Below are 17,454 nucleotides of genomic sequence, written 5' to 3' on the forward strand. Positions count from 1 at the left end.
GAAGTACTTAAAGGTACTCAAACAGATAACAAAAAACCCTTGATTCTTCAAGGGTTTTTCAGTAGCGGAAGGGAGATTTGAACTCTCGACACCACGGGTATGAACCGTGTGCTCTAGCCAACTGAGCTATTCCGCCATATAAAATTGTGTGATAAATAATTTTTATTTATCCGTGGGACCTACAGGGCTCGAACCTGTGACCCTCTGCTTGTAAGGCAGATGCTCTCCCAGCTGAGCTAAGATCCCATGCTTGTCTCGGAACTTTTTATCTCTGTGTTCCCGACTGCTTTGCTAGTATAATATGAATTGTGTTAATTGTCAACACTTTTTTGGAAATATTTTTAAAAAAATTTTATTATTCATTTTATACGATTTATGATATACTTAAGATTAGCAAATGGTGGAGGGATTCCATGTACTATTTTATCATAAACCCGAATGCGAAATGCGGGCGGGGGAAGAACGTATGGAAGAAACTGGAAAAGATTCTGGAGCGTGAGAATGCCCAGTATCAGGCGTATATAACTGAGAAGCCGGGTGATGCGAAGGTTTTTGCCAGAAAGCTGACAGAAGGGTGCAGGGAACCGCACGTGATCGTTGCAGTCGGCGGAGACGGCACTGTAAACGAGATTCTGGATGGCCTTTCTTTCTGCAGTCCCGTTACCCTGGGTTATATTCCCGCCGGTTCAGGCAATGATTTAGCAAGAAGCTTAAAGCTGCCAAGAAAGCCGGGACGCTGTCTGAAGAAGATTCTGTATCCGAAGTATCATAAACAGATGGATTACGGAGTGCTTACTTATGGAGGAGATGAGATTTCCTGCAGAAGATTCATCGTCAGTGCAGGAATCGGCATGGATGCGGCGGTTTGCCATAATATTCTCTATTCCAGAACGAAGGGAATTTTAAATAAGCTTCATATAGGAAAGCTGACCTATCTTCTGATCGGGGTCAAACAGCTCCTTCTCGCGAAGCCCGCCAAGGGTTATCTGCTGCTGGATGGGGTTCAGAAGGTGGAGTTTAATCATGCCTATTTTATTTCCGCTCATATCCATCCATATGAAGGGGGCGGTTTTAAATTCGCGCCGGACGCCAGCTATGACGATGGAAAACTATCTATTTGTGTGATGAACAACAGAAAAAAGAGAAAACTGATACCGGTGCTTTTAAATTCCATGTTTGGAAGACAGTCCCATAATAAGGGAACCCGGTTTTATACATGCGGGGAAGCTGTGGTTCACGTGGATAAGCCGATGGCGGTCCATGTGGATGGAGAGAGCTGTTTCTGTCAGAATGACATACAGCTGAGGTGTATCAAAAAGGCAGTCCGCATGATTGTATAAACCAGCTATACCACCAGCTATGCCAATAGTAATTCAGATAACGATACAGATTTTAGAATAGATTTCAGAAAGGATTTAAGATATCATATGAGAATCGGACAGGGCTACGATGTGCACAAATTGACGGACGGAAGGGATTTGATTCTCGGAGGAGTAAAGGTTCCTTATGAAAAAGGGCTGTTAGGCCACTCTGACGCGGACGTGTTAGTTCATGCGGTGATGGATGCCCTGCTGGGCGCAGCGGCGCTGGGGGATATCGGGGAACATTTTCCGGATACGGATCCGGCTTACAGAGGAATATCCAGTGTGGAACTCTTAAAGCGCGTTGGAGCGCTTCTGGAAGAGAAGGGGTACGTGATCGAGAACATCGATGCGACAATTATTGCTCAGAGACCCAAGCTTAAGGATTACAGACCGCAGATGGTACAGAACATCGCAGCTGCCCTTGGAATACCGGCAGACCGTGTCAGCGTAAAGGCAACCACAGAGGAAGGTCTGGGCTTTACGGGCAGCGGGGAAGGAATTTCAGCACAGGCAATTACCTTATTGACGGCAGTGGGGGATTACTGTTATGATGATAAAATCATGGACGGCGGCTGTCAGGGATGCGGCGGTGGCTGCTGCGGAAAATAACGAATCAGGAGGAAATTATGAAAATATTTAATACCTTGACAAGGCAGAAAGAAGAGTTTGTGCCGTTGGAGCCGGGAAAGGTCAGGATGTATGTCTGCGGACCGACGGTATATAATTTCATTCATATAGGAAATGCGAGGCCGATGATCGTGTTTGATACGGTCAGACGGTATTTTGAATACAAGGGCTATGAAGTGAATTTTGTTTCCAATTTTACCGATGTGGACGACAAGATTATCAAGAAGGCCATAGAAGAGGGTGTGGATGCCGATACTATTTCCAAGCGTTATATTGAAGAATGCAAGAAGGACATGGAAGGGCTCAATGTAAAGCCGGCTACAAAGAATCCGCTCGCTACCGAGGAAATCTGCGGGATGCTGGATATGATCGGAACTCTGATTGAGAATGGCCATGCCTATGTGGCGGCTGATGGAACCGTTTATTTCCGCACGAAGTCATTTGACGGTTACGGGAAACTGTCCCATAAGAACATTGAGGATCTGCAGTCAGGATTCAGGGAGATTAAGGTGACGGGAGAGGAAGGGAAAGAGGACCCGACGGATTTTGTTCTCTGGAAGCCGAAAAAAGAGGGAGAACCGTACTGGGAGTCCCCATGGTGCGAGGGGCGTCCGGGCTGGCATATCGAGTGCTCCGTAATGTCGAAAAAGTATCTGGGAGACCAGATCGATATTCATGCAGGTGGAGAAGACCTTGTGTTCCCGCATCACGAGAACGAGATTGCCCAGAGTGAATCTGCCAACGGCAAAGAATTTGCAAAATACTGGATGCATAATGCATTCTTAAATATCGATAACCGGAAGATGTCTAAATCCCTGGGGAATTTCTTCACTGTCAGGGAGATCAGTGAGAAGTATGATTTGTCTGTGCTCCGTTTCTTCATGCTTAGCGCGCATTACAGAAGTCCGCTGAATTTCAGCGCGGAGCTGATGGAGTCTTCCAAGAACGGATTAGAGAGAATTCTGACGGCGGTTGATAAGCTTAAAGATCTGGAAAGCAGGGCTGTGGGCGATTCGTTTACAGAGGGCGAGAGCAGGGAAGCCGTGGATGAACTGGTTGCGAAGTATGAGGCGGCCATGGATGATGATTTCAACACTGCCGATGGCATTTCTGCCGTTTTCGAGCTGGTTAAACTGAGCAATTCCACAGCAGGGGCAGACAGTTCGAAAGCGTATGTCGTTTATTTAAAGGAGACCATCGAAAAGCTGTGCGACGTGCTGGGTATCGTTACGGAGAAAAAGGAAGAGATGCTGGATTCTGAGATCGAGGAGATGATTGCAGCGAGGCAGCAGGCGAGAAAGGATAAGAATTTCGCGCTGGCCGATGAGATTCGCGGAAAGCTTCTCGAGAAGGGAATTGTTCTGGAAGACACCAGGGAAGGTGTAAAATGGAAGAGGGCATAAGAGATGTTTCCGGATTCCAGACATTATGCAGAGAAGCACTCAGATTAAAGGAGATGGATCCCGGGACGTATTCTCCGCTGGCGCTTGCCTATATCGGAGACGCTGTCTACGAACTGATCGTCCGTACCATGGTGATCAGCCATGGAAGCATCCAGGTGAACAAGATGCATAAGAAGAGTGCCTCGCTGGTCAATGCAGGTACCCAGGCGGAGATGATCCGGCTTATGATGGAAGAACTTACCGAGGAGGAAACCGCGGTCTATAAGCGGGGGCGTAATGCCAAGTCAGTGACGACGGCGAAGCATGCGACCGTCGTGGATTACAGAACGGCGACCGGATTTGAGGCGCTCTGCGGCTACCTCTATCTGATGGGACGCCTGGAGCGTCTGGTTACGCTGATCAGCCATGGATTTGAGAAAATAGGAGAACTGGAATGACGGAAGAATTTACAACGGAAGAATTTATAATAGAAGGAAGAAACGCCGTGCTGGAGGCGTTCCGTGCGGGAAAGACCATCGATAAGCTGTATGTGCAGGAGGGGATAAAGGACGGGCCTGTCCAGTCTATTATCAGAGAAGCAAAAAAACAGGATACCATCGTGAATTTCGTATCGAGAGAACGATTGAACCAGATGTCGCAGGAAGGGCGTCACCAGGGTGTGATCGCACATGCGGCAGCTTATGAATATGCTGAAGTAGAGGACATTTTAAAGGCGGCCGAGGAGAAGGGAGAACCACCGTTTATTTTCCTGTTGGACGGGATTGAGGATCCCCATAATCTGGGTGCGATTATCCGTACAGCCAACTTGGCGGGAGCCCACGGCGTGATCATTCCGAAACGGCGTGCGTCCGGTCTTACGGCGGTAGTGGCAAAGACCTCGGCGGGAGCCCTTAATTATACCCCTGTGGCGAAGGTGACAAACCTGGCTGCCACGATCGAAGAATTAAAAGAAAAGGGATTGTGGTTCGTCTGTGCGGACATGAATGGCGAACTGATGTACCGGTTAAATTTAAAGGGACCGATCGGTCTGGTGATCGGCAGCGAAGGAGACGGCGTTGGAAGACTCGTCAGGGAAAAGTGCGACATGGTTGCATCGATCCCCATGAAGGGGGATATTGATTCGCTGAACGCTTCCGTAGCCGCAGGTGTGCTTGCGTATGAGATCGTCAGACAGCGTCTGGGCTAGTACCCGCAGAGACAGCGATGCCTGAGGCTCTGGTACCGGGGAGACAGGTCCGGTCTGATGTGAGATGGAGATGAGGAAAGATGAAGAAGAATAGAATTGTGGTTCTGACCGCCTGTGCGGCGCTGATGGTGTCGGTGAACGGCTGCCAGAGCCAGAAGGCATCTGTGGCGGACTCCCGGGGGATCGCTGCGGAGAGTACAGCAGCTTTGACAGAAGAATCGCTGACAGAAGAGCCGGAGCTGACCGGAGAAGCGGAGACGGCCAGGGAACCGGAGGCGGCCGGTGAATCAGAGACTGCCGGCGAACAGGAGAGCCAGGCGCTTGTAACTGTTGAGGCGGAAGCGGTTCCGCTGTATTCAAAGCCGGAGGGGAGCAATGTAAGAACGCCGCAGGCTTCCGGTACGACGACCTACAGTAATAACTCGGTGACACTGGATGCGTCCAATCTGTCTCAGGGGTATGTGATGGTGCAGTATACGGGCGGTTCCTCCAAGATCAAGGTTCAGGTAATCAAGAGCGGCGGAGAGACATACACGTATGATTTAAACGCCAGATCCTCTTATGAGGTGTTCCCGATGTCCGAAGGCAACGGAAGTTATACGGTGCGGGTATTGGAGCAGGTACAGGGCAACCAGTATGCGGTGAAGTTCAGTCAGGATCTGTCGGTAAGTCTGTCGGATCAGTTTGCACCGTTTTTATATCCGAATCAGTATGTGAATTTTACTGCGGACAGCAGTGTGGTACAGAAAGGCGCGGAGGTGGCTGCCTCTGCTGCGGATGCGCTGGATGTGGTTTCGTCTGTTTATAATTACGTGGTATCCAATATTACATATGATACGGCAAAAGCCAATTCCGTTCAGTCCGGATATCTCCCGAACTGCGATTCTGTCCTGGCTCAGAAGAAAGGAATCTGTTTCGATTACGCCGCGGTAATGACGGCGATGCTTCGCTCCCAGAATATACCCACGAAACTGGTGGTGGGATATACCGGCAGTCTGTATCACGCATGGATTAATGTTTATATCGAGGGCCAGGGCTGGGTGGACAATATCATCTACTTTGACGGCCATGACTGGAAACTGATGGATCCGACATTCGCCTCTTCCGGCAAGGGAGATCCGGCGATTGAGGAGTATATCAAGAACAGCTCGAATTATAAGGCAAAATACTCGTATTAAAATTTCATAATAAAGGAGAAGCGATACATGGCAAAGGAATTGAAAAAACATTATTCCGCCCGGGAGCTTTCGGCTTTCTGTCTTCAGATATCTCTTCTGCTTCGCGCGGCAATCCCTCTTGACGAGGGATTGTCTGTTATGGCGGAGGATGCGGCAGATGAAGAAGAGAAAAAGATTCTGCTGCACATGTCTGAAGAAGTGGAGCTGGGGAGTCCGTTTTCGGTTGTTTTGCAGGAAGTGGGAAGTTATCCATCCTATGTAATCAAGATGGCGAAGCTGGGGGAGGAGACAGGGACCCTGGATCAGATGATGGCGTCCCTTTCCGAATACTATGAAAAAGAATACATACTGATGAAGAGCATCAAAAACGCGGTGACGTATCCGATTATCATGATTTTTATGCTTCTGGTTGTTTTGTTCGTTCTGTTTACAAAGGTAATGCCCATCTTTGAAAGCGTTTATGAACAGCTGGGAGCCCGCTTAAGTCCGGTATCCATGGCGGCGACGAGACTGGGCGGTATGTTCAGCGGCGTGGCTCTTGCGGCGGGCGTTCTTCTGGCTGTTGTGGCCGGCATCATCTGGCTGTTGGGAAGAGGCGGAAAAAAGATCGGGGCAGTCGAGCACGTGGCGGATCGTTTTAAGAGAAAGAGCCGGATTGCGCTGGCAGTGGCAAACCGCAGATTTACTTCTGTACTGGCTCTGACGCTTCACAGCGGTCTGGAACTGGAAAAAGGCATGGAACTGGCGGCAGAACTGGTGGAGAATCCGGCAGTGGAAGAAAAGATTAAGGCATGCGGCGAGGAACTGGAGACAGGAACCGATTATTACAGCGCTATGAAGAATACCGGTCTGTTTGGCGGATTTCATGTTCAGATGATCAAGGTGGGAGTCAGAAGCGGCCGGCTTGATCAGGTGATGGAGGAGATTTCCAGAAGCTGTGAAGAGGAAGCGGATACGGCACTGGACAACATGGTGAACCGGCTTGAACCGACGATGGTTGCTGTTCTTGCCGTCGCTGTGGGTCTGATTCTCCTCTCTGTCATGCTGCCCCTTGTCGGTGTGCTTTCGGCCATTGGATAAGAGGTGAGCCTATGAAAAGATGGAAACAGACAGTGAAGGAACTGTATGGCTACGTCCTGTCCGTCGTGGTATTTGTGTGTGTGCTGGCGCTTTTTGTCACGGGAATTCTGTTTTTTTCAAAGAAGGCCGATGCGAGAGGCGCGGATACGCTGCGGGATGCCATACGGAGAGCTTCCGTGCAGTGCTATGCCATTGAAGGCAGATATCCGCCCAGTGTGGATTATCTGGAGGAAAATTACGGGATTTTGATTGACCGGGATAAGTATGATGTCTTTTACAGTGGATTTGCATCCAATTTTATGCCGGATATTACGGTCAATCTTCACGAACAATAGCTGGGAGGTGCGCGGATGGGCCGCAGAAATGATCATAAGGGACAGCTGGTAAATACATTGTTTACCATGCTTCTGTTCCTCGTATTTGTGCTCTGTGCGCTGTTTGCGGTGTTAATCGGAGGAAAGGTCTACGAGAATATCAATGCCAGGACGGAATCGACCTACCGCGGCGATGTGGCGCTGAGCTATATAGCCAACAAGGTGAGGCAGGGCGATGCGGATGGAATGGTGGGCCTGACTGAGATGGAGGGGATCACTGTTCTCCAGCTAAAGCAGGAGATCAACGGTTCTGAATACGTCACTTATATCTACTACAGGGATGGAAATCTTTGGGAACTGTTCACCGATACGGAGAGCGGTCTCGGTGTAAATGACGGCTATGAAATTCTGGAGTGTGACGAAGTGGTAATGTCCATGGATGGAGGGCTGTTTTCAGCCTCGACCAGTGGGGATGGAGGCGGCCGGATCTGGCTGTCTTTAAGAAGCGGAGGATGAGACGATGAGGAGGAAACAGCATTCGGGTATCTTCATGATGGAGATGATCATGGTGGTCTTCTTTTTCATTCTCTGTGCCAGCATCTGTATTCTGGTCTTTGTGAAGGCGGACCGGATGAGCCGGGATGCCGCGGATTTAAACCAGTCGGTACTGATTGCCCAGAGCGTCGCAGAGGTATGGAAGTCGGAGGGGACGGAGGGGCTTAAACAGCGCTTTGACGCCGACGGCCCTGCAGCAGACCGTAACTCCGCAACAGATGAAGAAGGCGCCCGGAACAGATATGTAATGGAATTTGATAAAAACGGAAGCAGTGCAAAAAACACTCCGGCTGGCAGCGGAGATGAAAGAACGAGTGAGAAAGTCTATACAGCAGTGCTTTCGGCGGATGAAGCGGAGGGCTCGGCGGAGATAACCGTCAGCCGTGAGGAAAACAGCGTCTACACGCTCTCTGTAAGCCGCCACGAGTGAGAACAGGGGTAACAGGAGGTAACAGATGGCTAAGCAGGAGAGCGGATTTAAGGCGAATATTGGAAGTTCTTCTCTGATACTGATTTTTATCGTCATGTGTCTCGTTACATTCGGGATGCTGTCCTTAACCTCTGCCAGGAGTGATTTAAGCCTTGCGAACAGGAATGCGGATGCGGTTGCGGAATATTACAGGGCTGATACGGAAGGCGAGGCATTTTACCGCATGGTGGCAGGGGAAGTAAAGGCGGCATGTGCCGGCGCCGCAGGACAGGAGGAGCGTCTCGCGCTGCTTAAGACATCTCTGGGAGAGTACCTCAGAGACGGAGTCGCGGTGACGGAAGTATCCATGGCACGTGCACAGGCGCTTCACATCGAGCTGGAACCGGATTTGGACGGTGACGGTTCTGTGCGTGTAGCGAAATGGAATGTGATTCAGACAGAAGATTATGAAATAGACGATTCCATGCCGGTATGGGGCGGAACGGTTAATTCCGAAGAGAAGTAGGCTGTTTCCGGGTTCCGGCAGGAAAGAAAGACAGGGAGAGTTGCAGGTATGAAGGTAATTGATTTGTTGAGTTCGGCTGTGGAACAGAATGCATCGGATATCTTTCTGGTACCAGGCATGCCGTTCTCTTATAAGCTGGGCAGCAGGATTGTCTGCCAGAACGAGGAAAAACTGTTTCCTGCACAGATGGAAACACTGATTACAGAGCTTTATGAGCTGGCAGGGAACCGCAGCATGGAGAAGGTGAGAGAGCATGGGGATGATGATTTCTCCTTCGCCCTTCCGGGGGTATCGAGATTCCGTTCCAGTGTGTTTCGTCAGAGGGGATCGCTGGCTGCCGTAATCCGGGTGGTTACGTTCGATCTGCCGGATTATGAGACGCTGCATATTCCGCAGAATATCATCGATATTGCTCAGATGACCAAAGGGTTCGTTCTGGTTACAGGACCGGCTGGAAGCGGCAAGAGTACGACGCTGGCCTGTATCATTGATAAGATCAATCATACGAGAAACGCACACGTCATTACTCTGGAGGACCCGATCGAGTACCTGCACCGCCATAAGAAGAGTGTGGTAACGCAGAGAGAGATCGTGACGGATACGGACAGCTACGTGTCAGGGCTCCGGGCGGCACTTCGCCAGGCGCCGGATGTCATTCTGGTCGGTGAGATGCGTGATTATGAGACGATCCAGATCGCCATGACAGCGGCGGAGACGGGCCATCTCGTCATCTCTACTCTTCACACGGTTGGGGCGGCCAATACCATAGACCGTATCATCGACAATTTTCCGCCCAATCAGCAGCAGCAGATCCGGATGCAGATCTCTATGGTTATGCAGGCGGTGGTGTCACAGCAGCTGATCCCTACGGTGGATGGCGGTGTTTATCCGGCTTTTGAGATTATGTTCTTTAATAATGCGATTCGAAATATGATCCGCGAGTCCAAGACGCATCAGATCGACAGTGTGATCGCTACAGGACAGGCAGAAGGTATGATCTCCATGGATACCAGCCTTTTAAACCTGTATAAGAAGGGCATGATTACGAAAGAGAGCGCTGTCATCTACAGCAGCAACAGCGAACTGATGGCGAAAAAAATTGAGCGCCAGGGTTAGGGATTAAGCATATTTTTCCCATAATCAGTTATACTATCCGTAAGACAAGACTGGAGGGTGAACTGATTATGAGAACAGATAAAAGAAAAGTAGCGCTCATCGGTACCGGTATGGTGGGCATGAGCTATGCATATTCCATGTTGAATCAGAATATCTGTGATGAGCTGGTTCTGATTGATATTAACAAAAAGAGGGCGGAAGGCGAGGCGATGGATTTAAACCATGGGCTTGCCTTTTCTGCGTCCAATATGAAGATTTACGCGGGGGAGTATAAGGACACGTCAGACGCGGATATTGCCGTGATCTGTGCCGGTGTGGCACAGAAGCCGGGAGAAAGCAGGCTCAACCTGTTAAAACGTAATGCAGCGGTGTTTAAATCGATTGTGGACCCTGTTACGGAGTCGGGCTTTAACGGGATATTCCTGGTAGCGACTAATCCGGTGGACATCATGACGCGGATCACGTATGCGCTTTCCGGATTTAATCCGCGGAGAGTGCTGGGAAGCGGGACCGCTTTGGATACTGCCAGGCTGCGCTATCTCCTGGGAGAATCTCTTTCCGTCGATCCCCGGAACGTTCACGCCTATGTGATGGGGGAACACGGGGACAGCGAGTTTGTACCATGGAGCCAGGCGATGATCGCCACGAAACCCATCCTTTCATTATGTGAGGAACAGGGAGAGGGCGGTATGGAAGTGATCTGCGGGGATGAGTTAAAGCGGATTGAGGAAGACGTGCGTGGAGCGGCATACCAGATCATCGAGGCAAAGAGTGCCACATACTACGGTATCGGTATGGCGCTTTCCAGAATCACGAGGGCGATTCTGGGGGATGAAAACAGTGTTCTGACCGTATCCGCCATGCTGCGCGGTGAGTACGGTCAGAATGACGTATATGCCGGTGTTCCTTGCATTATCAATAAAAACGGCATTTTCCGCGTGCTGCCGCTGGACTTAAGCGAGGAGGAAAAACGACGCCTCGGTGAGTCCTGTGATACACTCAGGGCCAGTTTCGACGAATTGGAACAGTAAAGGCAGCCGTTCGGTTCGTGAAGGTGACACGGAAAAACGAAAATACAGAAAAAGGACCAGCCGTCCGGTTGAGCGGCTAGTCCTTTTTCTTTTCTCCCGTGGCCTTAGATTCTTTGCGTTCTTCAGCGTTTTCTTCGTCTTCATCTTTTACATATTCCAGAATTGCGCTGATATCACAGTCCAGATATTTGCAGACTCTCGCCATCAGGGCAAGGTCGACGCGGGAGACCTTGTTGTTACAGTAATTATTCAGCTGAGTCCGCTGTATTTCACAGTGGTAACAGACTTTGTTCTTGCTTTCGCCCTTTTCACAGATTAAGTCGGCCAGCTTAATATTAATATGCCCCATATAACGCCTCCTTCCGTATAGTGATATTATATTCAAATATATGTGCGAAAATAAGATGTATTTATATAGATATATTTTAACAGATGTATTAAAATACAGGTACAGCGCTATTCGAAAAGGAGAGGAAGTACCGTATGAAGAGATTGTCCTGTTTTGCAGCAGCGGTTATTGTGATGGTGACACTATACAGAATGATACCACATTATGAGATATTAGCCCAGTACAGTTTCAGTTCGCCCGGCAGCAGGGAGACGACAATTCTTGCCGTCAGCCACACCGTTGGGCCTGCGCTCTACGCATCGGGAGAAACTATTTTAAGACTGCACAGAAAACTGAATTACGATGTTCCTTCCAGCCGGGTTATTCTTATGATTTATGGAAAGAAAAGCGATGTGGAGAAGGGGAAATGCAGTGCGATTATGATTTATGAGGGAGAGGATGGCAGCAGGGAAGAAGATGCAGGAATTGTATTCTTAAAATGACCGGAGACATGCAGGGTGGTTGGCGCAGTGAGGGGATTCCGCTCACTTATCTGGTATGCAAAATAAAAACCCTTGAATATTCAAGGGTTTCAACCAGCTGATGACGGGACTCGGACCCGTGACCTCCTCACTACCAATGAGGTGCGCTACCACCTGTGCCACATCAGCGTCTTATGTTTTAGCTCGTCAAGCGAACCTCATATATAGTAGCATGAGAAATTATATTTGTCAACAGAAAAAATATAAAAATTTATATCTTTTTTATCTGAATCGAGAATCTTTGACGGAAGCTTTTTTCCGTGGTATACTGTTCCCACGTGGCGACAGGAGGTATTTCATGAAGAAGAAACGCAGAAAAAGAAAAAGTGCATGGGCTGTTTTTTTCAAACCCATTAAAGTAATATTTTCGATCTTTTTAATTCTGATGATTCTCGGGCTGGGAGCCGGCGGCATCGTATATTTGAAGTTCGGGGATGAGATTTCGGCCTGTAAGGAACGGGCGGATCAGATTGTGGCACAGTCGAAGAGAGAAGATTTTTCACAGCCGTCGGATACCAGAATCTACGATTCCTCGGGACAGGTGATCGGTATTATCAATACGGGACATTATGAGTACGTGCCAATTACGGAGATCAGCGAGAATCTGCAGAACGCATATATTGCCCAGGAGGACAAGCGCTTTTATCAGCATCACGGTGTAGATATTATCGGCCTTGCGAGGGCGGGCGTGGCACTGGTTAAGAATAAGGGGGAGATTACCCAGGGCGGCAGTACCATCACGCAGCAGGTGATCAAAAATACGTATCTGACACAGGAAAAATCATTTACAAGAAAGATTACGGAGATCTTTGCGGCGCCGCAGATGGAAGAAAAGTATTCCAAGGCCGATATCCTGGAATTTTACTGTAATACCAATTTTTATGCAAACCGCTGTTACGGAGTGGCCAAGGCCAGCCTCTTTTATTTTGACAAAGAGGCTAAGGATCTGACTGTCTGGGAGGCGGCTACCCTTGCAGGAATCAGCAATAATCCGTCGCGCTATAATCCGGTGGCCCATCCGGAAGCGGCGCTGGAAAAAAGAAATAAAATTATCGACAACATGCAGAAAAATGGCATGCTTACTGAGGAAGAGTGTGAGACAGCCAAGGCGCAGCCGCTTACGGTGGCTAAGGTGACAGAGGAAGGAACGAAGGAGACATACCAGTCCAGCTATGCAGTCCACTGTGCGGCCCAGGAACTGATGAAGAACGACGGTTTCGAGTTTGAATACACCTTTGCCGATGAGGCTGCCTATAATGACTATAAGGAGCGCTATCAGGAAGCGTATCAGGAGAAGAGCGATCTGATACGCAACGGTGGTTTTGAGATTCATACCAGCCTCGACAGCACGCTTCAGACACAGCTTCAGGCCGGGATAGATGAAACGCTGGCGAAGTTTACCGACGTTTCGGAGAACGGGAAATACGCGCTTCAGGGGGCTGCTGTCTGTATCGACAACCGGACGGGTTATGTTGTGGCCATTTCCGGAGGACGAGGCACGGACGATGAATATAACAGAGGCTTTTTGAGCAGACGTCAGCCCGGATCGACGATCAAACCGCTGATCGACTATGCTCCTGCCTTTGAAACCGGTTATTACTATCCGTCGAGAATGGTTAATGACCATTTGTTCGATAAGGGGCCGAAGAACAGCGGCAATAAATATTACGGTGAGGTCTCTGTGAGGGAGGCGCTGAACCGAAGCTTAAACACGGTCGCCTGGCAGGTGCTGGCAGATATCGGCGTGGACTATGGAATGAGCTATCTCGACAAAATGCATTTTGTGGGACTCAGCTATCTGGATAACTGGAATACCAGCATGAGCATCGGCGGATTTACCGAGGGCGCCCGCGTTGTGGACATGGCGAGGGGCTACTCTGTTCTGGCTAATGGAGGAATGTACAGCAATAATACGTGTATCACCGGCATTGACAGTCAGTATGAGGGCGACCTCTATCAGGAGAATCAGCCGGAAGAACGTATTTTTACGGAAGACACGGCATATATGGTCACCGATGTCTTAAAAGGAACCTTAAATCAGCCATACGGTACCGGTTATGGGCTGGGACTGCCGATACCGGCAGCAGGTAAGACGGGAACGACCAACAGCAGTAAGGATACCTGGTTCTGCGGCTATACAAAGTATTACACCACAGCTGTCTGGGTTGGATACGATACCCCGAAAGCCATGCCGGGCGTGTACGGAAAGACGTATGCCGGAAAAATCTGGTATGATTTTATGAAACAGTGCAACGAAGGCCTTCCGGCTGAGGACTGGGTAATGCCGTCAACAGTCGCCTACTATAATGTGGACTCCAGAGGTGAGAAGACCAGTCAGGAGACCGGGAAGCAGGATCTGTTTTCTTCTGTGGCAGAACAGAATGCGAGGTCCAACTCGAAGAAGTGGGATGAGGAACAGAAAATGAAGGAGGAAAATGCCAGAGCTGCTGCTGAGCAGGCTTCGAGAGACGCCGCGGCACAGGGGCAGGAGCAGGCGGCTGCAGGGCTTACCGCTCTGATCGGTGAATTAAACGCTCTTGCGTACCAGGATGATACTACGCAGGAAAAGATCAGCCAGGGCCGGACGATGCTGGAGATGCTGGACGGTACAGAACAGTACGAGGCGTTAAAGCAGCAGTTTGATGAGGCGGCAGCCAGGGCGGGATCTCTTCCGTATGAGGAACAGACCGTGCCGCCATCCCAGGAGATCGGGCCGGGAATTACCCATGAGGCGAGACCTGGCGAGGCCCCGTCAGCTTCACAGGATATCACCTCCGGTCAGGCTCCGGGCGTACAGCCGGGCGCGGCTCCGGGAGGTATCGAAGCAGTGGGACCGGGCGGCCTGTAAAGAACCGGGAGTTACGAAAAAAGGTTACGAAAAACAGAACATTTTAGGGTTGCTTTTTATTGAGATAGCTGTTATGCTAGATGAGGATTTATGAAAATCATAAAAATAAACGATGAAAGGAAGTGAACCAGAGTGGAAGGTCGAAGTCAGAAGATGGAAGCAGACAATTATCATAAGCGGGTGGTAGTGTGGGCAGAGTCGATGACTTCGGAACTGCTCTGTCTTCACTGCCGTTAAAGAATCGTCTTTTGCGCTTATGATAGCCATTTCCTGAGGGTCTGCGCCTCAGGGATGGCTATTTTTGCGTGCTGCTTCCACGGTAAACCACACTTAAAAATATGGTTCAAATGGAAGGAGAAAGAAAATGCAGGAGAATTTTAGCATGGAAGAACTGATGGATCTGCTGTTTACCCGTCAGTTCCGTAAATTGAAAGATATTTTGACAGAGATGAACGAGGTGGATATTGCCACCTTTATTGAAGAACTGGATTCAGAGAAGACCGTGGTGGTCTTCCGGATGCTGCCAAAAGAGCTGGCGTCGGACGTGTTTGCCTGCCTGGAGGTAGATAAGCAGGAGCACATTATCAACAGCATCACGGATTATGAGCTGGGTACCATTGTAGATGATTTGTTCGTGGATGATGCGGTTGATATGCTGGAGGAACTCCCGGCCAGTGTGGTAAAGCGTGTTCTGAAAAACGCAAGACCCGATACGAGAAAATTGATCAACCAGTTTTTAAATTACCCGGATAACAGCGCCGGCAGTATTATGACGGCAGAGTATGTCGGGCTTAAGCAGTCCATGACCGTGGAGCAGGCATTTGCCTATATCCGGAAAAACGGTGTGGATAAAGAGACCATTTACACCTGCTATGTCATGGATGAAAAGAGGAGACTGGAAGGTGTAGTTACGGTTAAGGACTTACTGATGAACCCCTACGAGGAAGTAATCGGAAATATCATGGATACCCATGTTATCAAGGCATTTACCACCGAAGATCAGGAAGAAGTGGCGGACAGCTTCCAGAAATACGACCTTTTAAGCCTTCCGGTGGTAGATCATGAAGAACGCCTCGTCGGTATTGTAACGGTGGATGACGTGGTCGATGTCATGGAACAGGAGGCCACCGAGGACTTCGAAAAGATGGCTGCCATGCTTCCCAGCGAGAAACCGTATTTAAAGACAGGCGTCTTTCAGCTGGCCAAAAACAGAATTGCCTGGCTTCTGATTCTGATGGTCAGCAGCATGATAACCGGCGGAATCCTGGCAAAATACGAGGCTGCCTTTGCCGTGATCCCGCTTCTGGTAACCTTCATTCCCATGCTGACCGACACCGGCGGCAACGCGGGAAGCCAGAGCAGCACTATGATTATCCGTGGTATGGCGGTAGGTGAGATTGAACCGGGCGACTTATTTAAAGTGCTCTGGAAAGAACTGCGGGTAGGCGTTATCGTTGGCGTGATTCTGGGCTTTGTCAATTACGTTCGTCTCGTAATTCTTTATCCGGGCAGAGAAATGCTGTGTCTGACCGTTGTGCTGAGCCTGATGGCCACCGTTATTATTGCCAAGACCATTGGCTGCATGCTCCCGATCGCGGCAAAAGTGTTCCATATGGATCCGGCCATTATGGCGGCGCCGCTGATTACGACGATCGTCGATGCGGTGAGTTTGATTATTTATTTCCAGCTGGCGTGTACGCTGCTGGGCTTATAGAAAATTATGAACTGACTGTATAAACATAATAACCGTTTTCAAAGTGAATCTCGTTTGTTATCTCTTGTTTTTACTTCTGAAGCCAGTACCCAGCCCAGTGATGGAGGAGAGGCGGAGGGAGGGGGAGAAGGAACCTGCCGTCCCTTCTCCCCCTCCCTCCGCCTCTCCTCCGTCACTGGGGCGTACTCCCTTTCCCCTAATTTCCATGTATTCCCTTTACATCTCCCCCATTATATGCTACAATTTCCTTATCGTACTGTTTTCAAAAATATAACGCTCTAAAAAGGAGGAAACCAATGACTACAGGAGCAGTGATCCTTGCTGCCGGCCATAAAAGCTCGACGACCAGCTTCCAGCCCATGCTTCCGGTCGGAGATACGACTGCGGTGAGGCGGATTATCATAACGCTTCAGAGAGCCGGTGTGGAACCGGTGGTGGTGATTACGGGAGACAGAGGAGAAGAGCTGGAGAAGCATATTTCCAAGATGCGCGTGGTATGCTTAAGAAATACGGAGTATGCCGGGACGCAGCTGTTCGACAGTATCTGCATGGGATTAAACTATATTGAAGATCTGTGTGACAGAGTGCTGGTTATGCCGACAAAGGCCCCGCTGCTGCTGTCGGAGACCATCGAAAAGATTATGGAAAGCAGGGCCCCTCTGTGCTGTCCCGTATACGACGGCAGAAGAGGCCATCCGGTGATGATTGCGAAGGACTGGATTCCGAAGATTCTGAACTATCAGGGGGAGTACGGACTCCGAAGCTTTCTCAGGGAGCCGGATGCGGATGCGGTCCTGGAGGAGATTCCCGTGGATGACAGAGGGATTATTCAGGCCGTGGAGACGGATGAGGACTGTGCCATGGCGATGAACGGAAGGCATGGAAAGCTGCCGCTTCACAGCCGCATGTCGCTCTATCTTGAGTGCGACGAGGTCTTTTTTGGACCGGGGATCGCACAGTTTCTGTCGCTGATCGACCATACCGGGTCCATGCAGACCGCCTGTAAACAGATGCATATGTCCTACAGTAAGGGATGGAAGATTATGAAGACTGCGGAACGGGAGCTTGGCTATCCGCTGTTAATCACCCAGTCCGGCGGCGCAGAGGGAGGCTATTCCCAGCTGACCCCGAAGACGAAGGACTTTTTAAACCGTTTTTTGCAGATGGAGCAGGAGATGAACAGTCAAGCCGCCCGTCTGTTTGAAAAATATTTTGGAGATGAGAGGTAATGGG

Annotated in this window: 18 protein-coding genes and 3 tRNA genes; 17 read left to right on the top strand and 4 right to left on the bottom strand. The window is 49.7% G+C overall.

Translation table 11 applies throughout. From position 1 onward, the window contains the following. Nucleotides 1–62: 62 nt before the first annotated feature. Together NE473_RS03035 and NE473_RS03040 are read right to left on the bottom strand one after the other, a co-directional pair. Nucleotides 63–136: transfer RNA gene (locus NE473_RS03035), tRNA-Met, on the bottom strand. Nucleotides 137–173: 37 nt separating this feature from the next. Beyond that, nucleotides 174–246: transfer RNA gene (locus NE473_RS03040), tRNA-Val, on the bottom strand. Nucleotides 247–413: 167 nt separating this feature from the next. On the opposite strand from NE473_RS03040, the gene NE473_RS03045 reads away from it, so the two are divergent. The 13 genes from NE473_RS03045 to NE473_RS03105 all read left to right on the top strand — a co-directional run bounded on the left by NE473_RS03045 (nucleotide 414) and on the right by NE473_RS03105 (nucleotide 10,789). Then, nucleotides 414–1,340 carry a diacylglycerol/lipid kinase family protein gene (locus NE473_RS03045; protein ID WP_022033003.1) on the top strand — a complete coding sequence of 309 codons (927 nt, stop codon included), beginning with the start codon at nucleotides 414–416 and terminating at the stop codon, nucleotides 1,338–1,340. An 87-nt stretch (nucleotides 1,341–1,427) separates the two neighbouring features. Beyond that, nucleotides 1,428–1,973, top strand: coding sequence for a 2-C-methyl-D-erythritol 2,4-cyclodiphosphate synthase (gene ispF / locus NE473_RS03050; protein ID WP_006777692.1), 546 nt, complete (start codon nucleotides 1,428–1,430; stop codon nucleotides 1,971–1,973). 17 nt (nucleotides 1,974–1,990) lie between these two features. Further along, nucleotides 1,991–3,394 (top strand): cysteine--tRNA ligase, encoded by a 1,404-nt coding sequence (gene cysS / locus NE473_RS03055; RefSeq protein ID WP_022033002.1) that lies wholly within the window; start codon nucleotides 1,991–1,993, stop codon nucleotides 3,392–3,394. Next, entirely contained in the window at nucleotides 3,379–3,831 is a 453-nt protein-coding gene (locus tag NE473_RS03060) for a Mini-ribonuclease 3 (protein ID WP_006775673.1), read from the top strand. Before cysS ends, NE473_RS03060 begins: the two co-directional genes overlap by 16 nt. Continuing rightward, complete coding sequence (rlmB, locus tag NE473_RS03065; RefSeq protein WP_006775674.1) at nucleotides 3,828–4,580, top strand: 23S rRNA (guanosine(2251)-2'-O)-methyltransferase RlmB; 753 nt, start codon at nucleotides 3,828–3,830, stop codon at nucleotides 4,578–4,580. Before NE473_RS03060 ends, rlmB begins: the two co-directional genes overlap by 4 nt. 80 nt (nucleotides 4,581–4,660) lie before the next feature. Beyond that, nucleotides 4,661–5,758 (top strand): transglutaminase-like domain-containing protein, encoded by a 1,098-nt coding sequence (locus NE473_RS03070; protein ID WP_256265159.1) that lies wholly within the window; start codon nucleotides 4,661–4,663, stop codon nucleotides 5,756–5,758. Between the two features lie 27 nt (nucleotides 5,759–5,785). Continuing rightward, nucleotides 5,786–6,838 (top strand): type II secretion system F family protein, encoded by a 1,053-nt coding sequence (locus NE473_RS03075; protein ID WP_022032999.1) that lies wholly within the window; start codon nucleotides 5,786–5,788, stop codon nucleotides 6,836–6,838. Nucleotides 6,839–6,849: 11 nt separating this feature from the next. Beyond that, complete coding sequence (locus NE473_RS03080) at nucleotides 6,850–7,173, top strand: hypothetical protein (protein ID WP_006775677.1); 324 nt, start codon at nucleotides 6,850–6,852, stop codon at nucleotides 7,171–7,173. A gap of 15 nt (nucleotides 7,174–7,188) precedes the next feature. Then, nucleotides 7,189–7,668, top strand: a complete 480-nt coding sequence (locus NE473_RS03085) for a DUF4860 domain-containing protein (protein ID WP_256265160.1) — start codon at nucleotides 7,189–7,191, stop codon at nucleotides 7,666–7,668. Between the two features lie 4 nt (nucleotides 7,669–7,672). Then, entirely contained in the window at nucleotides 7,673–8,137 is a 465-nt protein-coding gene (locus NE473_RS03090) for a hypothetical protein (RefSeq protein WP_006775679.1), read from the top strand. A 25-nt stretch (nucleotides 8,138–8,162) separates the two neighbouring features. Further along, nucleotides 8,163–8,642, top strand: coding sequence for a hypothetical protein (locus tag NE473_RS03095; protein WP_055650278.1), 480 nt, complete (start codon nucleotides 8,163–8,165; stop codon nucleotides 8,640–8,642). 48 nt (nucleotides 8,643–8,690) lie between these two features. After that, nucleotides 8,691–9,758, top strand: coding sequence for a type IV pilus twitching motility protein PilT (locus NE473_RS03100; protein ID WP_006775681.1), 1,068 nt, complete (start codon nucleotides 8,691–8,693; stop codon nucleotides 9,756–9,758). Nucleotides 9,759–9,826: 68 nt separating this feature from the next. Continuing rightward, a complete protein-coding gene (locus NE473_RS03105) occupies nucleotides 9,827–10,789 on the top strand; it encodes an L-lactate dehydrogenase (protein WP_022032997.1) in 963 nt (320 codons plus the stop codon). 76 nt (nucleotides 10,790–10,865) lie between these two features. Here NE473_RS03105 and NE473_RS03110 read toward each other — a convergent pair whose 3' ends face one another. Next, a complete protein-coding gene (locus NE473_RS03110; protein WP_006775684.1) occupies nucleotides 10,866–11,138 on the bottom strand; it encodes a helix-turn-helix domain-containing protein in 273 nt (90 codons plus the stop codon). A gap of 134 nt (nucleotides 11,139–11,272) precedes the next feature. Here NE473_RS03110 and NE473_RS03115 point away from each other — a divergent pair, with 134 nt between their 5' ends. Next, a complete protein-coding gene (locus NE473_RS03115) occupies nucleotides 11,273–11,620 on the top strand; it encodes a hypothetical protein (RefSeq protein ID WP_006775685.1) in 348 nt (115 codons plus the stop codon). Nucleotides 11,621–11,715: 95 nt separating this feature from the next. Here the strand turns inward: NE473_RS03115 and NE473_RS03120 are convergent. After that, nucleotides 11,716–11,788: transfer RNA gene (locus NE473_RS03120), tRNA-Thr, on the bottom strand. Nucleotides 11,789–11,957: 169 nt separating this feature from the next. Between NE473_RS03120 and NE473_RS03125 the strand changes: the two genes are divergently transcribed. The 3 genes from NE473_RS03125 (at nucleotide 11,958) to NE473_RS03135 (ending at nucleotide 17,450) form a co-directional block, all read left to right on the top strand. Beyond that, nucleotides 11,958–14,507, top strand: coding sequence for a transglycosylase domain-containing protein (locus tag NE473_RS03125; RefSeq protein ID WP_022032996.1), 2,550 nt, complete (start codon nucleotides 11,958–11,960; stop codon nucleotides 14,505–14,507). A gap of 364 nt (nucleotides 14,508–14,871) precedes the next feature. Next, nucleotides 14,872–16,221, top strand: a complete 1,350-nt coding sequence (gene mgtE, locus NE473_RS03130) for a magnesium transporter (protein WP_022032995.1) — start codon at nucleotides 14,872–14,874, stop codon at nucleotides 16,219–16,221. 296 nt (nucleotides 16,222–16,517) lie between these two features. After that, on the top strand, nucleotides 16,518–17,450 hold the full coding sequence (locus tag NE473_RS03135; protein ID WP_055649992.1) for an NTP transferase domain-containing protein: 933 nt from the start codon (nucleotides 16,518–16,520) through the stop codon (nucleotides 17,448–17,450). Nucleotides 17,451–17,454 lie beyond the last annotated feature (4 nt).

Source organism: Hungatella sp. SL.1.14 (assembly GCF_024460495.1).
In the GTDB taxonomy this organism is placed as follows: Bacteria; Bacillota; Clostridia; order Lachnospirales; family Lachnospiraceae; genus Hungatella; species Hungatella hathewayi.